We start from the raw sequence: 23,380 nt of genomic DNA on the forward strand, positions 1-23,380 counted from the left end.
CGACCGGGGGTGTAACCCCTCGGACGTGGGTGTGACGGTCGGCCGGGGTGCAAGAGTGGTCGGCATGACGATCTCCGGACGGGCACGGCAGGGTTCGATCTACGCCGCCGGGGTGCTCGGTCGGCGACCGGAGGTGCCCACCGGCTGGACCGCCCTGGAGGCGGCCGCTCGATCTCGACTGTCGGCCAAGGCCTTCGCCTACGTGACCGGGGGCGCCGGACTCGAGCTGACGATGGCCGCCGACCGGGCTGCCTTCGCGCGCCGTCAGTTGTCGCCGAGGGTGTTGCGGGACGTCTCGTCCCGGGACTTGTCGGTCGAGCTGTTCGGCCGCCGGCTGCCCGCGCCGATGCTGCTGGCGCCGATCGGCGCGCTCGGCCTGGTGCACCGCGACGCGGACCTCGCCGTCGCGAGAGCGGCGGCGGCCCTTGGCCTGCCGTACATCTTCTCCAACCAGGCGTCCGTCCCGATGGAGGAGTGCGCGGCCGCGATGGGGGATTCGCCTCGTTGGTTCCAGCTCTACTGGAGCACCTCCGACGACCTGGTCGCCAGTCTGGTCGGACGGGCCGAGGCGGCCGGCGCGGAGGCCATCGTCGTCACCCTGGACACCACGATGCTCGGCTGGCGGCCGCGTGATCTGGATCTGGGGTCGCTCCCGTTCGCGACCGGCGAGGGGATCGCCCAGTACACCAGCGATCCGGTGTTCGCCGAACTGGTGGCCGCGCGAGCGCCGGGCACCCGCATCCGCCCGTCGGTCGCGGAGCTGCCGGCCGCGTTGTCGGCGCTGATCCGGATCGCCCGCCGGCACCCGGGCCGGCTGCTGGACAATCTCCGGTCGCCGGTGCCCATGGCCTTCGTCCAGACCTTCCTGGACGTCTACTCCCGGCCGTCGCTGACCTGGGACGACCTGCATCTGCTGCGCACGATGACCGCACTCCCGGTGGTGCTGAAGGGGATCCTGCACCCGGATGACGCCCGGCGCGCGGTCGACGAGGGGATCGACGGGCTGGTCGTCTCGACCCACGGCGGCCGCCAGGTCGACGGGGCGCGCGGTTCCCTGGACGCCCTGCCCGGGGTGGTCGACGCGGTCGACGGTCGGATCCCGGTGCTGATGGACAGCGGGGTCCGCAGCGGCGCTGACGTGGTGAAGGCGCTGGCGCTCGGCGCGCGGGCCGTCTGCATCGGCCGCCCGTACGTCTACGGCCTGGGACTGGGCGGACGGCAAGGGGTTTCCGATGTGCTGGAGAATCTGCTGGCCGAGCTCGACCTCACGATGGGCCTGTGCGGTCTGACCCGCGTGGCCGACATCAGTGCTGACGCGCTGGCGCCCGACCCCGGGGGCCCGGGCGCCGCGCGTCAGTGATTGGCGAGATACGCGGCCCAGCCGCCGAACCGGGTGATGTCGGAGCCGTCCAGGGCCGCCTGGTGGGAGCAGCCGAACCCGACCGCCCAACGGCCGTCGGCCAGTTCGACGCTGGTCAGGCTCATCGGCGCCGGGAGGGTGGCCAGCAAGGTGCCAAGGGCGGCCGGCGAGAGCAGCCACCGCTCGCCGGCGATGGGCGCGCCGTCACCGGGCAGGACCCGGACCAGGCCGGGTTTGGCGGGCACGGTGTCCAGAGCGACCAACCGGTAGGCGTCGCTGGTCTGCACCGGTTCGACGAACCGCGCGCCCAGGGCCTGCAGTTCACGGTTGAGGGGCTGGCCGCGCAGGTGCGCGCCGAACACGGAGACCTCGATCCCGTTGCCGGGCAATGGATTTCCTGGCTCCTGGCCCAGGAAGCGAGCGGCCAGGTCGAGGGCGACCTGGTCGTGGAACGCAGGCACGACCATCATCACTCCGAACGGAGCGCCGTCGGCCGGGGCAGCCGGGAAGGCGACCGCGGCCATGTCCAGCAGATTGCAGAAGTTCGTGAAGGTCCCGAGCCGCCGGTTGATCGCCACCGGGTCGCCCCGGACCGCGGCGATCGTGGGATGTTCGGTGGTGGTCGGCAGCAGCAGTCCGTCGAATCCGGACAGCATCTGTCCCGCCGCCGCTTTGGCCCGCAACAGCGCATCCTGGTCGTCGATGACGGCCGGTCCGGCCACCCGTCCGGCGTTCAGAACGATGGCCGACACCGTGGGGTCGGCCCCGGCCGGCCGCCCGGACAGGAACTCCCCGACGGCCGAGTACCGCTCGGCCACGATGGCCCCGTCGTACAGCAGGCGGGCGGCATCGAGCAAGCCGGAGATGTCCACCGTGTCGACCCGGCAACCGGAGGCGGCCAGGTCGGCCACGGCGACATCGAACGCCCGCCGGTAACCCGGTTCCAGCGCCTGCAGATCCTCCGGCCGCGGTACCGCGATGCGCGGCACCGACGGTGCGGCCAGCGGGACATCCGGCGGCCAGACCCGGCTGCGGGGATCGGCCCGGTCCGGGCCGACCATCACGCCGATGGCCTGACGGGCCAGGGCGAGTTCCTGGGCGAAGACCGTCACGCAGTCGTAGTCGATGCAGGCCGGGAGGACCCCGGTGGTGGGAACCAACCCGAGGGTGGCCTTGACCCCGATGAGTCCGTGGAAGGCGGCCGGGACCCGACCGGAACCGGCGGTGTCGGTGCCGATCCCGATATCGGCGATCCCGAGCGCGACCGCGACGGCCGAGCCGGAACTCGACCCGCCCGACACGCGTTGCGGGTCCCACGCACAGCGCACGGCGCCGTATGGCGATCGAACGCCGACCAACCCGGTGGCGAACTGGTCCAGGTTCGCCTTGCCCAGAACGATGCCGCCGGCCTCGACCAGCCGCGCGATCGCCGTGGCGGTGGCGTCCGGGGTGAAGGCGAACTCCGGGCAGGCCGCCGTGGTCGGGAGGCCGGCCACGTCGATGTTGTCCTTCACCGCGATCAGCCGCCCGGCCAGCGGCAACGCCTCGCCGGCGGCCACCCGGGCGTCGATCGCGGCCGCCTCGAGCAGGACGGATGTGCTGTCCCGCACCGTGATCCACACCTCCGGCCGATTCGCCGCGGCCATCCGTCGATAGGCGATCCGGACCCGTTCGGTTGCCGGGAGGTCAATCGGGATCGGCGCCGTCAGGAACGGTCCGGCCAGCGTGCCGGTCATGCGTTCCACCTTGCCCTCTCGGCCTGGAAGGCGGCCTGGCGAGTGGCGCGGGTGGCGGCGATCTCGGCGGCGTGCTGGGCCTCGATGCCGGCCACCTCGGACAGTGAGAACTGCGCCGCTCGGGTCCGCAGATCGGAGCGCCCGGCCAGGATGTCGGCCCGGGTGTCCTCCAGCTCCTCGGTCGTCACCGGCGTGAAGCGCAGCCGGTCGAACTGCCGCAACAGCCAGGGTTGCGGATCGCGCTCGGGGTCGTCGGTCAGCAGACGCCACACCGGCACCGTCCGGCCGACCAGCTGGTAGCCGCCGGGCCCTTCCATCCCGTACACGCAGAGGTAGATGCCACCGATCCCGACCGCGTTCTGCGGCGTCCAGGTCCGGGCCGGGTTGTACTTGGTGGTGACCAGCCGATGACGCGGGTCGATCGGCACCGCCACCGGCGCGCCGAGGTAGACGTCCCCGAGGCCGACGACGAGATACGTTGCCGCTTCGACGATGCCGAAGACGTCGTCGCGCTGCGGCAGGTCGTTCATCCGACGGATGAACTCGACGTTGTCCGGGCACCAGGGGGCGGTCGGGTTGACCGACTTCTGGTAGCGCTGCATCGCCTCGTGCGCCTGCGGATGGTCGAAGGCGATGGGCAGGGTGACCTCGCGGACGTTCAACGTCACCTCGGTCGGATCGGCCACACCGGCGGCCAGATCGGCCAGATGCGCGGCCAGCGCGGTCGGCCGGAGACGGCTGTCGTCCACCGCCACCAGCAGAGAGCGCACACCTTCGACGATTTCGGTGACACCGGCCGGGCGGTGGGCCCGCAGGGCGTCGGCCAACAGGTGGATCCACATCCGGACGGTCAGGTCGAACTCGACCCGGCCGGCCTCGACCAGCACGTGCCGATCCCCGGCCAGCCGCACCGTGAAGTCGGGTCGGTGTCCGGTCGGGGCCAGCGCCGCCAGCGGTGCCGTCAGCCGTGTTTCGGGTGCATCAACGGCCACGCGGGTGCTACCTGGATCGACGTCGTCGCCGGTCCCGCGTGGATCGACGTCGCCCGGGGTTCCGCGTGGGTCGACGTCGCCCGGGGTTCCGCGTGGATCAACTTCGTCGGCAGGGCCGAACTTGTTGACTTCTGACCCTTGCGTCCCAATCCGACGATGTTGATCCACGCCTGCGATGTTGATCCACGCCGGGGTGGGTGCGACGGCCGACGGGGGTGCGACGGTGGACGTGGGTGCGACGAGGGCGGCGAGGGTGGAGCGCCGGGTGGCCTGGGCGGCGCGCGCCTGCTCCAGCGACACCGGCACCAACCGCACCGCGTCACCGGGCCGGAGCTGCCCGAGGATCCAGCGGTCGGCGCCGATGACCACACAGGGCACGACGAACCCGCCGAGGCTGGGACCGTCGGGGCCGACGATCACCGGAGTGTCACCGGATAGCATGATCCCGCCCACTGGGTAGGCTGAATCGTGCACGTTCGACGGGTGCAGACCGGCCTCGCCACCGTCGGTCCGAGCCCACCCGGGGGTGGGACCGACCAGGCGGACGCCGGTGCGGTCGCTGCGGTGGTCGACCGCCCAGCTCGCGGCGAACAGTTCGTCGGCGCCGTCGGGGGTCAGGTGCACCGGCGCGCCGTGCGGACCCAGCATGACCCGCAGCTCCCACGACGAGGTCAGCACCGGCAACGCGGCCGAGACGTCGTGCACCGGATTCCGGGAACGCCCGAGCGGCAACACATCTCCCCGCCTCAGGGCCCGACCGTCCAGGCCACCGAACTTGCCCAGGACGAACGTCGATCGGCTGCCCAGCACCTCGCGCACATCGATGCCACCCGACACCGCCAGGTAGCCGCGCATCCCGGGGCCGGCCAGTTTGCCCATGTCCAGCACGGCCCCGGCGGCTACCGGCGTCGGCACTCCGGGTACCACCCGGACGCCGTCGAGCCGCGCCGTCGTGGCCGCCCCGGCGACGGCGATCACGGTGTCGACGGTGAACGCGAGCACCGGGCCGACCATCACACATTCCAGCCCGGCCTCGCCCCGGGTGTTGCCGACGGCCAGCCCGGCCAGGGCGAACGAGTGGTCGTCGAACGCGCCGGACGGTGGAACCCCGACGTCCCAGAACCCGGACCGCCCGGCGAGATCCTGCACGGTGGTCTGGATCCCCGGCTTGAGAAACTCGATGCCGTTGCCGCCCAGGGACTCCGCGCCCTCGGCCTCGGCGATCGCCGCGCCGGGCCCGGTCAGGGTGACCGTCATTTGTCCCACCAACCCAGCAGCTGCACGGGCGTCGGATTCCAGCCGTTGCAGGGGTTGTTGAGTTGCGGGCAGTTGGAGATCAGCACGTACAGGTCGCGCTCGGCCCGGATCTCGACGTACTTGCCCGGGGCTGACAGGCCGTCGGCGAAGGTCAGGCCGCCGTCCGGGGTCACCGGCACATTCATGAAGAAGTTGATGTTGTGACCGAGCTGACGCTGTCCGATACCGACCGACGCGCCGTACTTCAGGAACGTCTGACGACAGGCGTGCTGGTGACGGACGTGGTCGCCGTAACGGATGACGTTCGACTCCTGCGCGCAGGCGCCACCCACGGTGTCGTGACGGCCGCAGGTGTCGGCGACGATGGTGGCCAGCAGGTCGCCCCGGCCGGACATCAGCTTCGATCCGGTGGTCAGGTACACGGCGGTCTGTTCGCGGATCGTGTCGAAAGCGCTGTACCGGTTGTCGATGTCGGCCGCGTCGTAGAACAGGGTGTCGGCGGCCTGGTTGCCGTCGAGGTCGACGATGCGGAAGCGGCCGCCGGCCGGGACGGTGCCCAGGAAGCCGTCCCCGGCCCCGACGACGGTGTCGAGCACCGCGTTCTCGACGCGCAGGTCGCTCTCGGTGAGACTCAGGATGCCGGTCATGCGAACGCCTTTCGGGTTTGGTCGAGGGCCCGGAAGCTCTCGGGGCGGAACGTCGCCGACGGATCGGCGCCGTCCCACGGAGCGGCCAGGTCAACCGAGGCGACCACGCCGGCCGGTGCGCACCGGACCGAGGGGTCCAGCGGGTGCGCCGTGGTGGCCAGGATGACGAGCAGCTCCTGCTCGGCCCGGAGGGTGACGTGGTCGCCTGCGACCGAGGCCTGCGGGACGAAGGTCAACGAGCACGAGGCGTCGTCGGCCGGGACGACCTTGGAGAAGAAGTTCACCGTGCCGTGCAGGTCGGCCTCGCCCATGCCGTACTTGAACAGCTCCAGCAGGAACAGTTCGCGGGCACTGCGGCGCCACTCGTTGCGGTCGTGCTGGTAGTCGGTGGGGGAGAGGCGCTCCAGGTCCCGGGGACCGGTGAATCCGCACAACGCGTCGTGCCACGGCACGGAGGAGTCGACCACGCTGGCCAGGGCCAGTCCGCGATCACTCATCAGCACCACCGGCGGCCTGACGCGGGCGGTCATCTGGGCCTTGAGGGTGTCCGGGACATTCATCCGGTCCAGCCGGTCGGCCGCGAAGACCAGCGTCGAGACGTTCGCGCCGGCACCGGTGGTGGTCAGGGTCAGGCTCCGGCCGGCCTTGAGGGTCACCGACCAGGCCGCGCCGCCCGGGATCTCGTGGGTGTAGAGCGCCATCAGACCGCGGCCTCGGCGACGGCGGTCACGGTCATCTCGTGGCCGATGGCCTCGCGATAGGCCCGCTTCTTGGCGGCGAACACCAGAGCGCCGCCGACGATGACCACGGCCAGGAAGATCAGCGCGAAGTAGTGCAGCACCGGGCTGGAACCGTAGACCGCCTCCCGTGGCCAGGCCAGGTTGATCATCATCGCCAGGCCGAACAGCACGGCGATCACGTTGAGCGGAAGTCCGAAGCGGCCCAAGGAGAATCCGGGTCGACCGGCCTCGTCGCGCACCGTCGGCAGACGGCCCCACGAACCGTTGATGCGCTTGAGCAGCATGGGCAGCGTGACCATCAGGTAGGCCAGGTACAACAGCACGATGCAGGTGCTGGTGAGCGCCGTGAAGACACCGGTCTGGCCCATGTTGACCAGCAGGAGGGCCACGGCCAGGACGCCGACCAGGATCGAGGCGGTCGCGGTGGCGCCGTTGCGGGAGACCTTGCCGAGCTGCTGGGAGAACGGCAGCACCTCGTCACGGGACATCGAGAAGATCATCCGGGTGGTGGCGGTCTGGATGGCCAGGGTGCAGACGAAGGCGGCCAGCACCACGTCGGCCAGGAACGCCTTGCCCAGCACGTCACCCAGCCGGCTGGTGATCACGTAGGCCAACCCGCCGGTGCCGATGTTCGGATCGTTGGCCTCGGGGGCGGCCATCAAAGCACCGATCAGGATGAAGGCGCCGCCGGCGGCCGAGACCGTCAGCGCGCGAATGATGGTGCGGGGCGCCGTCTTCCGCGGATTGTGGGTCTCCTCCGACAGTTCGCCGGCCGAGTCGAAGCCGACCATGACGTACGCGGCCATCAGCGAGGCGACCAGCAGAGAACCGAACAGTCCACCGGACAGGCCCTGGGTGTTCAGCACGACGCCCGGGCCCCGCTTGGCCGAGCTGAACAACGCGATGGCCAGCAACACGACACCGACCAGCTCGCAGGTGACCCCGATGGAGTTGATGACGGCCATGACCCTGACCGCGAAGGAGTTGATCAGGGTGGTGCCGACTAGGACGATCACGCCGAGGACGACGGCGTTCTTCGCGCCACTCGGCGTCAACGGGTTCGGGTCACCGCCGACCAGCTGGAATCCCGACCAGATCGACGGCAGCACGGCTTGCATGGCTACCGCCGCGGCGGCCACCGTCACCACTTGGGCCAGGATCATCGTCCAGCCGGCGAACCAGCCGACCACGTGACCGCCGAGCCGGCGTGACCACTGATAGATGGCGCCCGAGATCGGGTACCGCGCAGCCAGTTCGGCGAAGCACAGGGCGACCGTCAGCTGCCCCAGGAAGACGGCCGGCCAGGTCCAGAAGAAGACCGGACCGGCGAAGGAGTAGCCGAAGCCGAACAGCTGGAAGATGGTGGTGAGGATGGAGACGAACGAGAACCCGGCCGCGAACGACGCGTAGCTCCCGATCGAACGGTGGAGTTGCTGCTCGTACCCGAACTCGCCGAGATCGGACGACGCAACGGTGTCGGTTCCAACTGCGACTGCGGTCATGTCACGACTCCTGGTGAATCCAGGGCCCACGACAACGCCGGCGGGGGCCAATGACGATGGCCTCCCGGGCTTTTATCCCGCCGTGGAACAGGGCCGAAGCCCTGCCTGCACCTCTCGGTCGCAAACCCGATCCGGCGAGGATCGGAGGAACCCTAGGTGCGCCTCGCTGCAGTGAACGAGTCAATGGACAGTGAACGCCCGGTGTGTTTCGGATGTGGTCGCCTGCGGTTTCGTCTCGATGACCGATCGCCGGAATCGGGAAATCGTCCCGAAACACCACCGACGGCCTTCGCCCGCGGCCCGGCATGGCTCCGGTCGCGACGGCGCGAGCGGCCTCGGGGGCCGGCGCGGGGGCTGCGGCCTGGCAGGATCTGCAGGTGTGAGTGCAACGTTGCTGGCCCGGGATCTGACCGCCGCCCATGGGGACAAGGTGCTGTTCTCCGGCTTGGACCTGGTTGTCGCCCCGGGTGACGTGGTCGGTCTGGTCGGTGTCAACGGCGCCGGCAAGTCCACCCTGCTCCGCCTGTTGGCCGGCCTCGACCGTCCCGAATCCGGCCGCGTCGTGGTGAGCCCGCCGGACGCCACCATCGGGTATCTCCCGCAGGAGGTCGAACGGCCGGACGGGGAAACGGTGGGGCAGCACCTGGCCCGACGGACCGGGGTGGCCGCGGCCGAGGCGGCGATGGAGGCGGCCACCACCGCTCTGACCAACGGCGACGAGGGGGCCGACGACGTCTACGGCACCGCACTCGAGCGCTGGTTGTCCCTGGGCGGCGCCGACCTGGAGGAACGGACGGCGGCCATGTTGGCCGAACTCGGCTTGACCGTGGACCCGGCCACGCCGATGACCGGCCTGTCCGGCGGGCAGGCGGCCCGGGTCGGGCTGGCCGCCCTTCTGCTGTCCCGGTTCGACGTCCTGCTGCTCGATGAGCCGACCAACGACCTGGATCTGGACGGGCTCGCCCGGCTCGAGCGCTTCGTCACCGGTCAGCGGGTCGGTCTGGTGGTGGTGTCCCACGATCGGGAGTTCCTGGCTCGGTGCGTGACCTCCGTGGTCGAGCTCGACCTGGCCCAACAGCGGATCGGCGTCTACGGCGGTGGCTACGAGTCGTATCTGGCCGAGCGGGAGGTCAGTCGTCGGCATGCCCGCGAGGCCTACGACGAATACGCCGACAAGAGGTCGGGGCTCGAGGAACGCGGTCGCATGCAGCGGGCCTGGATGGACGCCGGGCTGCGCAAGGCGACCCGGAAGAAGGACAACGACAAGGTGGGCCGTAACTTCCGGGTCGAACAGACGGAGAAGCAGGCAGCCAAGGCACGGCAGACCGAGCGGATGATCGAGCGGCTGCCCGAGGTGGCCGAGCCGCGGAAGGAATGGGAGCTGCAGTACACGATCCAGGCCGCCCCCCGGTCCGGGACGGTGGTCGCGGTCGCGCGGGGCGCGATCGCGAAGCGCGGCAGCTTCAGCCTCGGTCCGGTCGATCTCCAGGTCGACGTCGGCGACCGGATCGGTGTCACCGGACCCAACGGCGGCGGGAAGTCGACGTTGCTGGCCATCCTGCTGGGACGCCTGGAACTGGCCGGCGGGGCCGCCCATCTGGGATCCGGGGTGGCCGTCGGTGAGGTCGACCAGGCCCGCGGTCTGCTGCTCGGCCCGGCCGGGCTGCTGCGGACCTTCGGCGATCTGGTCCCCGACTGGCCCGAGTCCGAGGTCAGGACCCTGCTGGCCAAGTTCGGTCTCAAGGCCGAACACGTACTGCGCCCGGCCATCTCGCTCTCGCCGGGCGAGCGCACCCGCGCCGCGTTGGCGCTGCTGCAGGCGCGGGGGGTCAACCTGCTGGTGTTGGACGAGCCGACCAACCACCTCGATCTCCCGGCCATCGAGCAGCTGGAACAGGCGCTGGACGAATACACCGGCACCCTGCTGCTGGTGACCCACGACCGCCGGATGCTCGACGCAGTGCACCTGAACCGCCGTTGGCACGTGGAAAACGGTGCGGTGCGGGAGATCTGACCTGGTTCGGGCGGTGACGAGCGTCTCCCGGGGCCTGTCACCCGCATTGACGGGTGGGCCGAGCCGGTGCGGCCGGCCCCGGAGACCAGAACGGCTCCGACCTGCGTGGCAGGTCGGAGCCGCGTACCGCTGGCGGAGGATAGGGGATTTGAACCCCTGAGGGCGGTTAACCCAACACGCATTCCAAGCGTGCGCCATAGGCCACTAGGCGAATCCTCCGGCGGGAACTATACCGGGCCGCGGGACGGTCGCTGACCAACGAGCCTGTCGACGTCCCGGTCATCGGCCGGGGGAGCTGGGAGGCCGGCGCGCGGTGGCGCCGGACGGATCGGCTGACCGGCCCCCCGGTCGACGCGGACCACGTCGCCGATGGGACCGGGCCGTCGGGTCGCCGGATGGACCCGGGCCGGGTAGTCGATGGAAGCGGCCGACCTACGGGCAGGTACAGGCACCGACCGGGAAACGGCCGCCGCCGGGCGTGATGGTGGCCACACTCGGCCCCGCGGCCGACCGATCGGTCGGTCCGGGGCGACTTCATAGGAAATCCGTTACGAAATCTCACGCCAATCCGGGGTGCGGGTGTCGGGCTTCGCCCGGTACGCGGTGTCGGTATTGACCCCGGGCAAGCCTTCCTTACGCCACAAGAACGTGACGCATTGTCGCCTCCCGTCGACGAGAGTTGCTGTGCCTTATGGCGACAGGTGCGTGTGGTGTGCCCCGAGTCCGGTGTCCGATGATGTCCACGAGCGGACGCCGGTGCCCGGTAGTCGCCGCCCGGACTTGCCCGGCTCTCGTCCTCGCGCCTCGGAAACGGTGCCAGGGTAAGCGTTCTGCCGACCGAACGGCGGACGCCCCGGGCGGGATTGACAGGCCGCGATGACCAAAAGTCGATCACGCTCCGAAACAAGTCGACTACCTGCGTGGCATCATTGAAACGGTTCTTGTCGAGTCGGCGCAATCACGGGCGTGTCCCGGGCTATGGCGGGCGGGCGACGTGAGGCATCATGATCCCGATACAGGTTCGGGTACATGCCGGGCCGTTGATGTGGAGGCCAGATTTGACGCAAATCAGGGTGCATGAGTTGGCTTCGGAACTGAATGTCAGCACCCAACAGGTCCAGACCATTCTGGCCGACCTGGGAAAGAAGGTACGGGGTCCGTCGACCGTCATCGGCGTCTCCGCCGCGGCCAAGGTGCGAGGGCGTCTGCGGGCACCCAAACCGGCCCGGACCGTTCGGGCCGACGTGCCGGAGCCGGCCCGCGGGCCCGCTGTGGTGACGACGACCGATCCCGCTCCGACGACGAACACGGTGCCCCTCCCGGTGACGACGGTCCCGGCGCCGGTGACGGCACCGATCCCGGTGCCCAGCCAGTCGTCGTTGTTCCTGCCGCCGGTGGCCCCGGCTGCCGTGCCCACCGCTCCTCGGACGACCGGGGACTTCGCCAACCCGTTCGCCGTTCCCGCGGCCCGGGCCGCTCGGCCGCCCGCCCGGCCCGCTCCGAGCGCGGCCGCCCCGCCGCGCGGTCTGGCGCCGCGGCCGGCTTCGGCTCCGGTCGCACCGCTCGTCGCCGAGCCGGAGCCGGACTACGACGCCGAGTGGGAACGTCGCGGGATCAGCCCGGCCGATCAGGAGATCTGGCTGGCCAACGGTCTTCGACCGTCCGAGTCCGGCGTGGCCGATCGATGCCGGTCGGCCGACATCGCCCCGACCGACCTCGGCAAGAAGCTGTCCGGCCGGACCGCGCTTCAGCGGCTGCGCGATGGAGAAGCCAGTACTTCCGTGTGGGCCCGGATTCGAGAGGCCGAACAGCAGCCTCGTCGGGCCGGCACCAGACTGACCGGACGCTTCCAGCTGAGCTGATGCCTTAGACTGTGAGACGGACCCCCGCGGCGTCCATCTCATCAACCCCCCCAGGGCCGGAAGGCAGCAAGGGTCCGTGAGCTCTGACGGGTGCGGGGGTCCCCTTTCGTCTCGGCGTCGTCGCCCCTCGGGCCCGGTGGGTCGGGGCGTCGCAGGTCATGGAGTTGCCGGGATTGCTCGTAGATGAGTGTCGGTGCCACCACGTACGCTCGCAGCGTGGCATTGGCTCTGTATCGCAAGTACCGCCCGGCAACCTTTTCCGAGGTGGTCGGGCAGGAGCACGTCACCGATCCGCTGCGCACCGCGCTGGCCGCCGGGCGCATCAACCACGCCTACCTCTTCTCCGGCCCCCGGGGCTGCGGAAAGACGTCGTCGGCGCGCATTCTGGCCCGGTCGCTCAACTGCGTGCAGGGCCCGACGCCCGACCCGTGCGGAGTCTGCCCGTCGTGCATCGCACTGGCTCCCGAAGGGCCTGGTTCCCTCGACGTGGTCGAACTCGACGCCGCCAGCCACGGTGGGGTCGACGACACCCGCGAGCTGCGCGACCGGGCCTTCTACATGCCCGCCGAGTCGCGCTACCGCGTGTTCATCATCGACGAGGCCCACATGGTCACGCCGCAGGGGTTCAACGCGCTGCTGAAGATCGTCGAGGAGCCGCCGGAGCATCTCGTCTTCATCTTCGCCACCACCGAGCCCGACAAGGTCCTCACCACGATCCGGTCGCGCACCCATCACTACCCGTTCCGGCTGATCCCGCCGGCCACCCTGCGCACCCTCCTCGAACGCCTCTGCGCGGAAGAGCGGGTCACTGTCGAGCCGGCGGTGTTCCCGCTGGTCATCCAGTCCGGCGGCGGCTCGGCCCGCGATTCACTTTCGGTGCTCGACCAACTGCTGGCCGGAGCCGGTGACGACGGCGTCACCTACCGGCATGCGGTCGCGCTGCTCGGAGTCACCGACGCGGCCCTGCTCGACGAGATGGTCGATGCCCTGGCCGCCGGGGACGGTGCATCGGTCTTCGGGGTGGTCGACAAGGTGGTGGAAGCCGGACACGATCCGCGGCGTTTCGCGGCCGACCTGCTGCAGCGGATGCGCGATCTGGTGATCTTGTCCGCCGTTCCCGACGCCGCGTCGAAGGGCCTCATCGATGCTCCGGACGATCAGCTCGCTTTGATGACGATCCAGGCCGAAAGGCTCGGATCAGCAACGGTTTCCCGGTTCGCCGAGACCTTGCACGCCGGGTTGGTCGACATGCGCGGCACCACCTCGCCGCGCCTGGTGCTGGAACTGATGTGTGCGCGAATGCTGCTTCCGGCCGCATCGCTCGCCGACGGCGCGCTCCTGCAGCGGCTGGAACGCATGGAGCGCCGGATGTCCATCGCCGGGGAGGACCCGGGTCCCGGCACCGGGCAGCAGGCGCGGTCGTCGAACCCGCTGCCCCCGGCCGATCACGCGCCGGCACCGGTGACGCAGGCGGCCGCCACGAATGCCGCCCGGGACCGCCCGGCCGGGGCGGGCCGTGACGAATCGAGTCGCCCCGTCGACGCGAGCCGTCCGGCCGAGTCCGCCCGGCCGCCCGCGCCCGAGGTGGGCCCGCCCGCACCCGAGTCGCGGCCCCCCGCCCCCGAGTCGCCCGCCGAACCGGCTGCCCGCTTCCGTCGCCCCTCCCAGGCCGGTGCCCCGGCATCTACGCGGTCCGCTCCCGAGCCCGGCTCGGATTCCCGGCCGTCGGCGCCGATCACGCCCCCTCCGGCTGGCCGGACCGCCGCCCCGCCGTCCCGACCGGCCGGTCCGGACCTGGGACTTCCCGCGCCTCCGCGCCTGTCCTCCCAGCGGCCACCGGTCGGCTCCTCCGCCGCGCGCCCGGTCGATGCGCCGCCGGAGCGTCGAGCGGAGGACGCCAACCGAGCCACGCAACCCGAGCGCGCCCGGGAACGGCCACCCGCAGCGGGCGGACCGACCGGCGACGGACCGCAGCGGGCGGCCGAATCGCAACCGCCGTCCAGCCGGCGACCGGCCGAATCACCGCCACCGTCCGGCCAACGGCCGGCCGGGGTGGAAGCGGCGTCAGCTGCGGCCCCCTCCGGCGGCGTTGACGTGACGGACGTGCGCCGAGTGTGGAACGAGGTGCTGGCCGTCGTGCAACGCCATCGGCGCACCACGCAGATCCTGCTGGCCTCGGCGACTGTGGCCTCGGTCAGCGGCGGCGCGCTGAACCTGACCATGCCCGCGGCCGGCATGGCCCGCCGCGTGGTCGAGCCGGCCAACGCCGACCTGCTGAGGGCCGCGCTGAAAGAGGTCCTTGGTGTCGACTGGGCGATCCGTTGCGAAGCGGCGGATGGCGGCTCTCCGGCCGGCAACGGCCGCGGCGCACCGTCATCTGTCGGCCCGCAACGCGGTGGTCAGTCCAAGGGACCGGTGTCCGACCTGGTTCCGCCGCCGGACGAGGACGACATCCCGGACGACTACGGCTACGACGTCGACCCGTCGGCCCCGAAAGCGGTCGTGCGTGATCCGGAGGAGATGGCCATCGAACTGCTGACCACTCAGCTGGGTGCCAAGCGCCTCGATCCCCTGGGGTAGCCACTTCCGTCCCGATGGACATCGGATCGGCCGGTCAGGCGGTCGGCGGCGCCGCCACGTCGACTGCGGCCAACTCGTCGGTCAAGCCCAGCAGTTCCCAGCGGCTCAACGCGATCGGGACATTCCCGTTGAGCCACAGGAAATCATGGATCGGCTGCAGCGCGGTGTCGCGACCGCCCAGCCGGACGGCATCGGCGATCAGGGCGAAGATCTGTGACTTCCCGATCTGGTAGGAGATGGCCTGGCCCGGTCCCTCCGCGAAGGCAGCGGCCTCCTCGCGGGCGGTGCCCATGTCCATCGGCACCTCCGAGGCCAGGTACTCCGCAGCTGAATCGATGCCCAGTTGGCCGGTGGCCAGGCCCACGTCCACCTTCACCCGCAGCGCGCGTAGCCGCATGAAGTTGTAGATGATCTCCCGCGTGTCCGGTGCGTCGTCGAACAGACCCGCGGCCAGCATCATCTCCTCGTTGTAGAACGCGATGCCCTCATTGGGGCCGGAATCGTAGAAGTGCCGTCGCAGCGGGCGTTCGTGGCGCCAGGACAGTGCGAGTTGCTGATAGTGGGCCCCTTCATGGACGATCCCGGCCCGAGGGTCGATCGCGTTGGCCGCGTAGAAGTACGGCAGATCAGCTCCCGGGGGCGGGGTGTAGCTGATCGCGTTCTCCTGCAGCCGGGCCGGTGATGTCAGGTCGTCGGCGACGCCGAGGAAACGCAACGGCTCCAGGTAGTCCGGCATCTCGGCGATCAGGTAGTGCCGCAGGGACTCCGGCTGGGTGAGCAACCCGTGCCCGACGTAGAAGTCGCGGACCTGTTGTTCCAGCTCACCCTGCCGTCGGACCTGGGTCGCCGTGTCCCGGGGCAGGACGGCGGGCGGTCGCGGCCGCCCGTACCGGCGTCCCCGCTCGATCTGTTCCAGGGCGATCGCGCGGTCGAGCTCGGCGGTGCCGACGGCCAGCAACTCGGACGGGGTGAACGGCATCACCGCTACCCGTCGCAGAAACCACTGGTACTGCTCGGACCCGACGGGGGTCCATCGCGCCATGGTCGGGAGACCGGCGATCAGGGCACCACGGAAGTCCAGCAGCGCCTCCGCCGCGACTGCGCCGGCCTGACGGACCTCGTCGGCCAGCGACGGGGCCGCCGCACCGAGGGCGACCGACAGCGCCGAACACCGCCGGTCGATGTCGGCCAGTTCGTCGATGGCCAGGGTGGCGAACTCGGCCACACTGTGTTCGGCCAGATTGTCCAATCCGTCGGCCAGGATGCCCGGAGCGGCCAGCAGCAGCCGGATCACCCCGAGCACCCGGGGCGCGTCAACGCCTGGGCGGAGCAAGGTGTCGAAGACGGTGCCCAACGCCTGGTCGATGTAGAACCGCGGCTGGCACTGCCAGGCCCGCACCACGTCCAGCTCCCAGGTGACGCGGTCGAGCAGGCTCGACAACAATCGATGGTCGATGACGTCGGCGGGCTGGGGGCCGGGATCGAGGGCGGCCAGTTCCGCGGCGAAGGCATTACGCTGCGTTCGGAGGGCAGCCACGGTGGCGGCGCTGAAGTCCGGGCGCCAGCCGTCCGGCCGGTCCAGCCGCGGGATGTCGTCACGGGTGCGGGGCTGGTGCCGGGCCCGCCAGTCCCAGATCCGCAGACCCAGATCCTCCAGCGGTGACGATGGATGCATGATCGGTGACGACCCCTCTGCCGCAATCGAAGTTTCCGGCGGACGCCCAATTGCCGGATTTGATCGCAGCAATTGTTTGCATGTCGCTATGGTCTGAATCGACCGCGAGCCTACCGGGTGGGACCGGCACCGCGCTTGCCGTTCACTCTCATGCCCTTCCCGCACCGAGCCAGGAACGGAGTCACCGATGGCCAAGGATCTGCGTGAGGTCGCTCGGCTCAGTGGCGTCTCGGTCAGCACCGCCTCCCGGGCCCTGGCCGGGTCGGCGTTGGTCAGCGCTTCTACCCGAGCCCGGGTGGAGCGGGTGGCCACCGAGATGGGCTATCGGCCGAACGCGAGTGCCCGGACGCTACGGACGTCACGGTCGCAGTTGGTCGGGCTGGTCGTCACCAATCTGGTGAACACCAGTTTCCGGGTGATTGCCGAGATCGTGCAGCAGCGATTGTCCGAGGCGGGGCACCAATTGGTCCTGTCGATCACCGACGGGGATCCGCGCCAGGAGCGCGACGCACTCCACACGCTCATGGAACTCAACGCCTCCGGAGTGGTGGCGGTCGGTTCGGACAGCCAGGCCTTCGCGGAGGTGAGATCACGGGGGATCCCCGTGGTCCACCTCGGTCGACGTCCGGGCAAGCTGGTCGGGGATTGCGTGCTCGGTGACGAAAGTGCCGGTGCGGCAGCAGGTGTGCGCCTGCTGTTGGAAAGAGGGCACAAACGGATCGGCATCGTCGCCGGACCGCCGACGGTGACCTCGGGGCGGGAGCGCCGACTGGGATACGAACAGACGATGGCGTCCGCCGGCCGCCCGGTGGACGAGGACTGGGCGGTGACCGGACCGTTCACCGCGCAAACGGGCCGGGACGCGGTCGACCGGTTGCTGGCATTGCCCCGGAGTCGCCGGCCAACCGCCCTGTTGGTCGCCAACCATGAATCCGCCTACGGAGCGCTCCCTCGCCTGCGGGAATTGGGCATCGACATCCCCTCCGAATTCAGTGTCATCTGCTACGAGGACGCCCCGATCATGCAGTGGTGGTCTCCCGCGATCACCGTGGTGGACAACCAGCCGGCGCAGATGGCCGAACTGGTCGCCCGTCTGCTGACGGCGCGTATCAACGGGTCGGGTGGGTCGGCGGCACGGCCGGCCGTGCACCGGATTCCCACCCGTTTGGTGGAGCGGGGATCGGTCGGCCCGGCACCGGGCCGATCGCCTGGTCGGTAGGGGGTCTCGGATCCGGCCGAGCCCGCATTCGGTGCGCTGGCGCTTGATGTTTTCCCATCTGTAACACCCGGCGTTGACATGGCAATCGGTCAGTGCAACGGTGTATGCAATCGTTTGCATTCCGCGGCGAGAAGCACCGGGTCCGTTGGGTGAACCGCGCCGGTGGGCGAAAGGGAGCAGATGCGCATACGCAGATGGACGGCCGGTGCGGTGGCCGCCTCCTTGGTGGTCACCGTCGCCGCGTGCGGCAGCAGCAGTACGGCCACGTCGACCAGCGCTCCGACGGCCGCCGGCTCCGGCGGCGCCGGGTCGAGCTCGTCGTCGGCCGCCGGGACCGTGACCAGCAGCGGCACCCTGGTGGTCGACACCGCCTTCCAGCTAAAGACCGCCGACCCGGGCCGGATGTTCGAACCCACCGGGCTTCTCATCGATCACGCGATGTATTCGACGCTGTTGACCTTCGCCGGCGACAACGTCAAGAAGCCCGTCCCTGATCTCGCGTCGTCCTACACCGCGTCCAAGGACGGCAAGGTCTACACGTTCAAACTCCGCACCGACGCCGTCTTCTCCGACGGCACCCCGGTGACCTCGGCCGACGTGGTCTTTTCGCTCAACCGGGTGGCCAACCTCAAGGGCAACCCGTCGTTCCTGATGGCCGGTATCACGGTGACCGCTCCCGACGCCCACACGGTCGTCCTGACCAGCGCCACCCCCAACCCGGCCATTCCGTTCATCGTGCCGAACTCCGCGCTCGGCATCCTGAACTCCAAGGCGGTCAAGGCCGCGGGTGGGTCCGACGACGCCTCGGCGGCAACGTCGGACAAGGCGGAAACGGCCCTCAACACCAAGTCGCAGGGCGCCGGTCCGTACACCCTGGATTCCTACAGCACCACCACGCAGGTGGTGATGGAGGCCAATCCGAAGTACTGGGGCACCAAGCCGAAATACGAGAAGATCATCGTCCGCAACGTCCAGGCCAACGTGCAGAAGCTGAACGTGCTCAAGGGCCAGTCGCAGATCGCGGTCGATCTGTCCCCGGCCCAGGCCGACGGCCTCGGGTCGAGCGTGCAGACGATCAACGGCGCCTCGCCCAACGTGTTCTTCCTGTTCACCAACAACAGCCCGGCCGTGTCGAAGGTGACCTCCAACCCCGATTTCCAGGACGCGGTCCGGTACGGCGTGGACTACGACTCCCTCGTCTCGCTGGCCGGAACCGGTGCCGTGCAGGCCAATGGCATCATCCCGACCATGTTCCTCGGTTCGCTCGCTGCCGGTACCGGCGTCAAGCGGGACCTGGCCAAGGCGAAGGCCGCGCTGGCCAAGTCCGGCCTGACCAATCCGACGGTCACGCTGTCCTACCCGAGCGACATCCAGGTCAACGGACTGAATTTCGGTGATCTGGCGGCCCGGGTTCAGGCCAACCTCAAGGATGTCGGTATCACCGTGAAGCTGGCGCCGGCGTCGGTGCAGACCGCGCTCGACTCCTACCGCGGCGGCAAGGAAGAAATGGGTCTGTGGGAATGGGGACCGGACTACCCGGATCCCAGCGACTACCTGAACTTCCTGCCCGGCCAGGTCGTCGGGAAGCGCGCCAACTGGCTGGCCGGTCAGTCGCCCGCCCTCGAGGCACTCGGCAAGCAGGCGGCGTCCACCATCGACGACGCGACCCGGGTCAAGCAGTACACGCAGATCCAGACCATGATGAACCAGTCCGGCCCGATCATGCCGCTGATCCAGCCGGCCCAGATCCTGGTCGCCGCGAACTCGGTGAAGAACGTGAAGGCGAACGCCCTCTGGTTGGTCGACCTCAGTGAGCTCGGTTAGCAGCGCGAAGACCTCAGTGGCGGTGCCGGGAGCGCGCAAGCGTTCCCGGCACCGCGATCTGTGGTTGTTCATCCTCAAGCGGCTCGGCATCGGGCTGCTGCTGGTTCTCGGGGCCACCCTGGTCTCGTTCATCCTGACCCAGTTGGTGCCGGGCGACCCGGCGGCCGCGAACCTCGGTCAGCAGGCGGTCGAGGATCCGGGCGCAGTGGCCGCCTTCCGTCACAAGTACGGCCTGGACAAACCGCTGCCGGTGCAGTTCCTGACCTACATCTGGAACGTGCTGCACGGTGATCTGGGGCTGTCCCAGCAGAGCCATCGGCCGGTTAGCACCGACCTGGCCGAGTACGTCCCGGCCACCTTCGAGCTGGCCATCTTCGCCATCGTGCTGTCCCTCCTGATCGGGGTCAGCCTCGGCATCCTGGCCGCCGTGACCCGAGATCGCTGGCCCGATCAGGTCCTGCGGGTGGTCAGCCTGGGCGGTGTGTCCATGCCGACGTTCTGGATCGCCCTGATGGCCTTCTACCTGTTGTTCTTCAAGTGGGGGATCCTGCCCGGCGGTGGGCGGCTCGACCCGACCCAGACCCCGCCGGACCACATCACCGGCATGTACACGGTGGATGCCCTGCTGCACGGCCAGTGGTCGTTGTTCGGCTCCGCGGTCTACCACCTGGTGCTGCCCGGCCTGGTGCTGGCCACCTACACCATCGGTCTGCTGCTGCGTTTCACCCGCGCGTCGGTGCTGGAGATCCTGGGCAACGACTATGTCCGGGCCGCGCGGGCCAAGGGCCTGCCGGAGCGGACCGTTGTGCTGCGGCACGTGCTGCGCCCGGCCCTGGTCTCGATCATCACCGTGGCCGGGGTGGCCTTCGGCAGCCTGCTCTCCGGGGCCGTGCTGGTCGAGAACATCTTCTCCTGGCCCGGTCTGGGCCAGTACGCCTACCTGTCGGCCATCAACCTCGACCTGCCGGCGATCATGGGCGTGAGCCTGGTGGTGGCGGTCGTCTACATCGCGATGAACCTCTTGGTCGACGTGCTGTACGGCGTCATCGATCCCCGGATCCGGCTCTCGTGAGCGCGCCCGAACCGGCCTTCGGCGCCGATGCGTTGATCACCGCGGACGCCCTCCCGGCGGAACCGACGGCGGCTCGACGGCGGTCGACCTCCCCCTGGCGGCAGCCGCTGGCCATCGTCGGCGTGGTGGTGGTCGCGGCCTGGGTCGTCATCGCCATCTTCGCCCCGCTGATCGCACCGTCGGACCCGCTGGCCCAGGACTTCGTGCAGCTCAAGGGACCGTCGGCGCAGCACTGGCTCGGCACCGACGAACTGGGTCGGGACGTGCTGTCCCGGGTCGTGTACGGCGCGCGGGTCTCGCTGCCGCTGGCCGTCCTGTTGGTCTTCGGCGCCATGCTGGTGGGCTCTGTCGTCGGCGCGCTGGCCGGGTTCTTCGGCGGCTGGGTGGACGCGGTCGGTATGCGGCTGGCCGACATCGTCTTCGCCTTCCCCGGCATCATCCTGGCCATGGCGGTGGCCGCGGCCCTCGGTCCGCAGCTGCGCAATGCGGTGCTGGCCGTGGTCGTCGTGTCCTGGCCGGCGTACGCCCGGTTGGTACGCGGACTGGTGCTCTCGGCCCGCAACTCGCAGTACGTCATCTCGTCGCGGCTGCTCGGGGCGTCACCACTGCGGGCGCTGCTGGTCGACATCCGGCCCAACGTGCTCGGCCCGGTCCTGGTGATGGCGGCCCTGGACGTCGGCAACGCCGTGCTGCTGCTGTCCGGCCTGTCGTTCCTCGGCCTGGGCGCGCAACCCCCGTTGGCCGAATGGGGCGCGATGGTGGCGGCCGGTGCCCAGAACTTCGACAAGTGGTGGATCGGTCTGTTCCCCGGCCTGGCCATCCTGACCGTCGTGCTGGCGTTCAACTTCATCGGGGACTCCCTCCGGGATGCCCTCGACCCGCGCACCGCAAAAGCGCTCAGAGACTAGGGCCGGAGATCATGCCTCTGCTGTCCATCGAGCATCTCAGCGTGGCGCTGAGCACCGCTCGCGGCTCGTTCAAGGCGGTCGACGACGTGTCGTTCTCCGTCGACACCGGGGAGATCCTCGGCATCGCGGGGGAGAGCGGGAGCGGCAAGACGATGACCGCGCTGACCCTGCTCGGTCTGCTGCCGCACGGGGCCCGGACGGCCGGCAAGGCGGTGTTCGACGGCACCGATCTGCTGACCATGTCGCCCAAGAAGATCCGTGCCGTCCGCGGCCGGCAGATCGCCATGGTCTCCCAGGATCCGGCGACCAGCCTGCACCCCATCCTGACCGTCGAGCGGCAACTCACCGAGCACATGCGTCATCACCTCGGGGTCAGCCGGAGCGAGGCCCGCACCCGGGCCGTCGACCTGCTGGCCACCGTCCGGATTCCGGACCCCGAGCAGGCCCTGACCGCCTATCCGGGACAGTTCTCCGGAGGGATGCGCCAGCGCATAGCCATCGCCGTCGCCCTGGCCTGCGAGCCACGGCTGCTGCTGGCCGACGAGCCGACGACGGCCCTCGACGTGACGGTGCAGGCCGGGATCCTGCGCCTGCTGCAACGACTCCGGACGGAACGGGGCCTGGCCGTCGTGATCATCACCCACGATCTGGGCGTGATGTCGGCGCTGGCCGATCGGGTCTGCGTGATGTACGGCGGACGGATGGCCGAGGTCGGCCCGCGATCGGAGATCCTCTCCGCCCCAAGGCATCCGTACACCCGGGGGTTGCTCGACGCCCTTCCGCACCCGGAGGGAGGCGCGGCCGAGCTCCGCCCGATCGCCGGCAGCCCACCCAGTCTGGGCAACGTGCCGACCGGCTGCCCGTTCCACCCGCGGTGTCCACACGCCGAGCCCGGCTGTTCCCTCGATCGGCCGGAGTTGGTCACGGTCGCACCCGGGCACCTCTTAGCCTGCCCGGTCGACCCGCTGGCCCGGCCCGTCCTGGAGAAGACCCGATGACCGCGTTGGTGAAGGTGTCCGGCCTGTGCGTCGACTACGGACGCGGGGGAGCCAGGGTGCGAGCCGTGGACGGCATCGATCTCACGGTCAGTCCGGGTGAGATCCTCGGCCTGGTCGGCGAATCCGGTTGCGGCAAATCGACCCTGGGCCGGGCCATGGTCGGATTGGAGCCGGCCGCCGAGGGCTCGGTCACGTTCGCCGGAAGTGCCGTTGCTCCGCTCGGCCGTCGCAAGCGGTCGGCCTCCCTGCGCCGGTTGCAGATGGTCTTCCAGGACCCATATTCCTCGCTCAACCCGCGACGCCGGGTCGGGGCTCTGATCGGTGACGGGGTCGCGCTCGGTGGCGGCACGAAAGAAGCTGCCGCGCAACGAGTGACCGCCCTGCTGGAGAGGGTCGGACTGCCGGCCGACGCCGCCGAGAAGTACCCGCACGAGTTCAGCGGCGGACAGCGGCAGCGCATCGCCATCGCCCGAACCCTGGCCGCCGATCCGGAGTGCCTGGTCGCCGACGAGCCGATCAGCGCGCTCGACGCCTCGGCCCAGGCCCAGGTGGCGAATCTGCTCGGCGAGCTGGTCCGGGAGACCGGCCTGGCCCTGGTGTTCATCTCGCACGACCTGTCGGTGGTCCGCCAGATCGCCGACCGGGTCGCCGTCATGTACCTCGGGCGCATCGTCGAGGTCGGCCCGACCGAACAGGTCTGGACCGCCCCGGTCCACCCGTACACCGAAGCTCTCATCGCCGCGATTCCTCGGGCCGACGGCGGTGGACTCCTGCCGGTCGACCTGCCCGGTGACGTGCCCGACCCGGCCAGCCCACCGTCGGGCTGCCGGTTCCACCCGCGCTGCCCGATCGCCGAGGATCGATGCCGCACGATCGATCCGGGCCCGGTGCTGATCAACGAGCGTGAGGTCGCCTGCCTGGTCCGGGCTCCGGCCGACTCGCTGGTGTGAACGTCCTGCCCGCCAACATCTTCGCCCGAGCTGTCAACTAGGAG

At 70.1% G+C, this 23,380-nt stretch carries 16 protein-coding genes, 1 tRNA gene, 1 other RNA gene and 1 riboswitch; of the genes, 11 read left to right on the forward strand and 7 right to left on the reverse strand.

Features of this window, described 5'->3' with window-relative positions:
* The first annotated feature begins 64 nt into the window (after positions 1-64).
* Positions 65-1,360 carry an alpha-hydroxy-acid oxidizing protein gene (locus BLS97_RS10390; protein ID WP_090481883.1) on the forward strand — a complete coding sequence of 432 codons (1,296 nt, stop codon included), beginning with the start codon at positions 65-67 and terminating at the stop codon, positions 1,358-1,360.
* On the opposite strand, the gene atzF is transcribed toward BLS97_RS10390, so the two are convergent.
* The 5 genes from atzF to BLS97_RS10415 are packed head-to-tail and all read right to left on the reverse strand — an operon-like array spanning position 1,354 to position 8,234.
* A complete protein-coding gene (gene atzF, locus BLS97_RS10395; RefSeq protein WP_090475907.1) occupies positions 1,354-3,096 on the reverse strand; it encodes an allophanate hydrolase in 1,743 nt (580 codons plus the stop codon). The two genes, BLS97_RS10390 and atzF, sit on opposite strands and share 7 nt — an antisense overlap.
* Positions 3,093-5,345: a 5-oxoprolinase/urea amidolyase family protein gene (locus BLS97_RS23470; RefSeq protein ID WP_197676509.1), complete on the reverse strand. Its 2,253-nt coding sequence runs from the start codon at positions 5,343-5,345 to the stop codon at positions 3,093-3,095. Before BLS97_RS23470 ends, atzF begins: the two co-directional genes overlap by 4 nt.
* Positions 5,342-5,992 (reverse strand): urea amidolyase associated protein UAAP2, encoded by a 651-nt coding sequence (locus BLS97_RS10405; protein WP_090475908.1) that lies wholly within the window; start codon positions 5,990-5,992, stop codon positions 5,342-5,344. The genes BLS97_RS23470 and BLS97_RS10405 overlap by 4 nt, the downstream gene beginning before the upstream one ends.
* Complete coding sequence (locus tag BLS97_RS10410; RefSeq protein WP_090475909.1) at positions 5,989-6,693, reverse strand: DUF1989 domain-containing protein; 705 nt, start codon at positions 6,691-6,693, stop codon at positions 5,989-5,991. Before BLS97_RS10410 ends, BLS97_RS10405 begins: the two co-directional genes overlap by 4 nt.
* Positions 6,693-8,234 carry an amino acid permease gene (locus BLS97_RS10415; RefSeq protein WP_090475910.1) on the reverse strand — a complete coding sequence of 514 codons (1,542 nt, stop codon included), beginning with the start codon at positions 8,232-8,234 and terminating at the stop codon, positions 6,693-6,695. The genes BLS97_RS10410 and BLS97_RS10415 overlap by 1 nt, the downstream gene beginning before the upstream one ends.
* A gap of 59 nt (positions 8,235-8,293) precedes the next feature.
* Positions 8,294-8,401: riboswitch (guanidine-I (ykkC/yxkD leader) on the reverse strand.
* A 212-nt stretch (positions 8,402-8,613) separates the two neighbouring features.
* On the opposite strand from BLS97_RS10415, the gene BLS97_RS10420 reads away from it, so the two are divergent.
* Positions 8,614-10,248 (forward strand): ABC-F family ATP-binding cassette domain-containing protein, encoded by a 1,635-nt coding sequence (locus BLS97_RS10420; protein WP_090475911.1) that lies wholly within the window; start codon positions 8,614-8,616, stop codon positions 10,246-10,248.
* 130 nt (positions 10,249-10,378) lie between these two features.
* Here the strand turns inward: BLS97_RS10420 and BLS97_RS10425 are convergent.
* A tRNA-Ser gene (locus BLS97_RS10425) sits at positions 10,379-10,467 on the reverse strand.
* An 824-nt stretch (positions 10,468-11,291) separates the two neighbouring features.
* Between BLS97_RS10425 and BLS97_RS10430 the strand changes: the two genes are divergently transcribed.
* From BLS97_RS10430 to BLS97_RS10440, 3 genes are all read left to right on the forward strand, one after another.
* On the forward strand, positions 11,292-12,110 hold the full coding sequence (locus tag BLS97_RS10430; protein WP_407938051.1) for a translation initiation factor IF-2 N-terminal domain-containing protein: 819 nt from the start codon (positions 11,292-11,294) through the stop codon (positions 12,108-12,110).
* A 13-nt stretch (positions 12,111-12,123) separates the two neighbouring features.
* Positions 12,124-12,222: signal recognition particle sRNA small type (gene ffs, locus BLS97_RS10435), an RNA gene on the forward strand.
* A 104-nt stretch (positions 12,223-12,326) separates the two neighbouring features.
* The gene (locus BLS97_RS10440) at positions 12,327-14,690 is read left to right on the forward strand and encodes a DNA polymerase III subunit gamma and tau (protein ID WP_090481888.1); all 2,364 of its coding nucleotides are present in this window, start codon (positions 12,327-12,329) and stop codon (positions 14,688-14,690) included.
* Between the two features lie 34 nt (positions 14,691-14,724).
* On the opposite strand, the gene BLS97_RS10445 is transcribed toward BLS97_RS10440, so the two are convergent.
* Positions 14,725-16,365, reverse strand: coding sequence for a DUF885 family protein (locus tag BLS97_RS10445; protein WP_090475913.1), 1,641 nt, complete (start codon positions 16,363-16,365; stop codon positions 14,725-14,727).
* Positions 16,366-16,552: 187 nt separating this feature from the next.
* Between BLS97_RS10445 and BLS97_RS10450 the strand changes: the two genes are divergently transcribed.
* The 6 genes from BLS97_RS10450 (at position 16,553) to BLS97_RS10475 (ending at position 23,336) form a co-directional block, all read left to right on the forward strand.
* Entirely contained in the window at positions 16,553-17,584 is a 1,032-nt protein-coding gene (locus BLS97_RS10450) for a LacI family DNA-binding transcriptional regulator (RefSeq protein WP_090475914.1), read from the forward strand.
* A gap of 180 nt (positions 17,585-17,764) precedes the next feature.
* Complete coding sequence (locus tag BLS97_RS10455; protein ID WP_197676510.1) at positions 17,765-19,408, forward strand: ABC transporter substrate-binding protein; 1,644 nt, start codon at positions 17,765-17,767, stop codon at positions 19,406-19,408.
* Between the two features lie 16 nt (positions 19,409-19,424).
* Positions 19,425-20,480, forward strand: coding sequence for an ABC transporter permease (locus tag BLS97_RS10460; protein WP_197676511.1), 1,056 nt, complete (start codon positions 19,425-19,427; stop codon positions 20,478-20,480).
* 35 nt (positions 20,481-20,515) lie between these two features.
* On the forward strand, positions 20,516-21,388 hold the full coding sequence (locus tag BLS97_RS10465; RefSeq protein WP_090481897.1) for an ABC transporter permease: 873 nt from the start codon (positions 20,516-20,518) through the stop codon (positions 21,386-21,388).
* Between the two features lie 11 nt (positions 21,389-21,399).
* Entirely contained in the window at positions 21,400-22,386 is a 987-nt protein-coding gene (locus BLS97_RS10470) for an ABC transporter ATP-binding protein (protein WP_090475915.1), read from the forward strand.
* Positions 22,383-23,336, forward strand: coding sequence for an ABC transporter ATP-binding protein (locus BLS97_RS10475; protein WP_090475916.1), 954 nt, complete (start codon positions 22,383-22,385; stop codon positions 23,334-23,336). Before BLS97_RS10470 ends, BLS97_RS10475 begins: the two co-directional genes overlap by 4 nt.
* Positions 23,337-23,380: the final 44 nt, after the last annotated feature.

Source organism: Nakamurella panacisegetis (assembly GCF_900104535.1).
Lineage (GTDB): Bacteria > Actinomycetota > Actinomycetes > Mycobacteriales > Nakamurellaceae > Nakamurella > Nakamurella panacisegetis.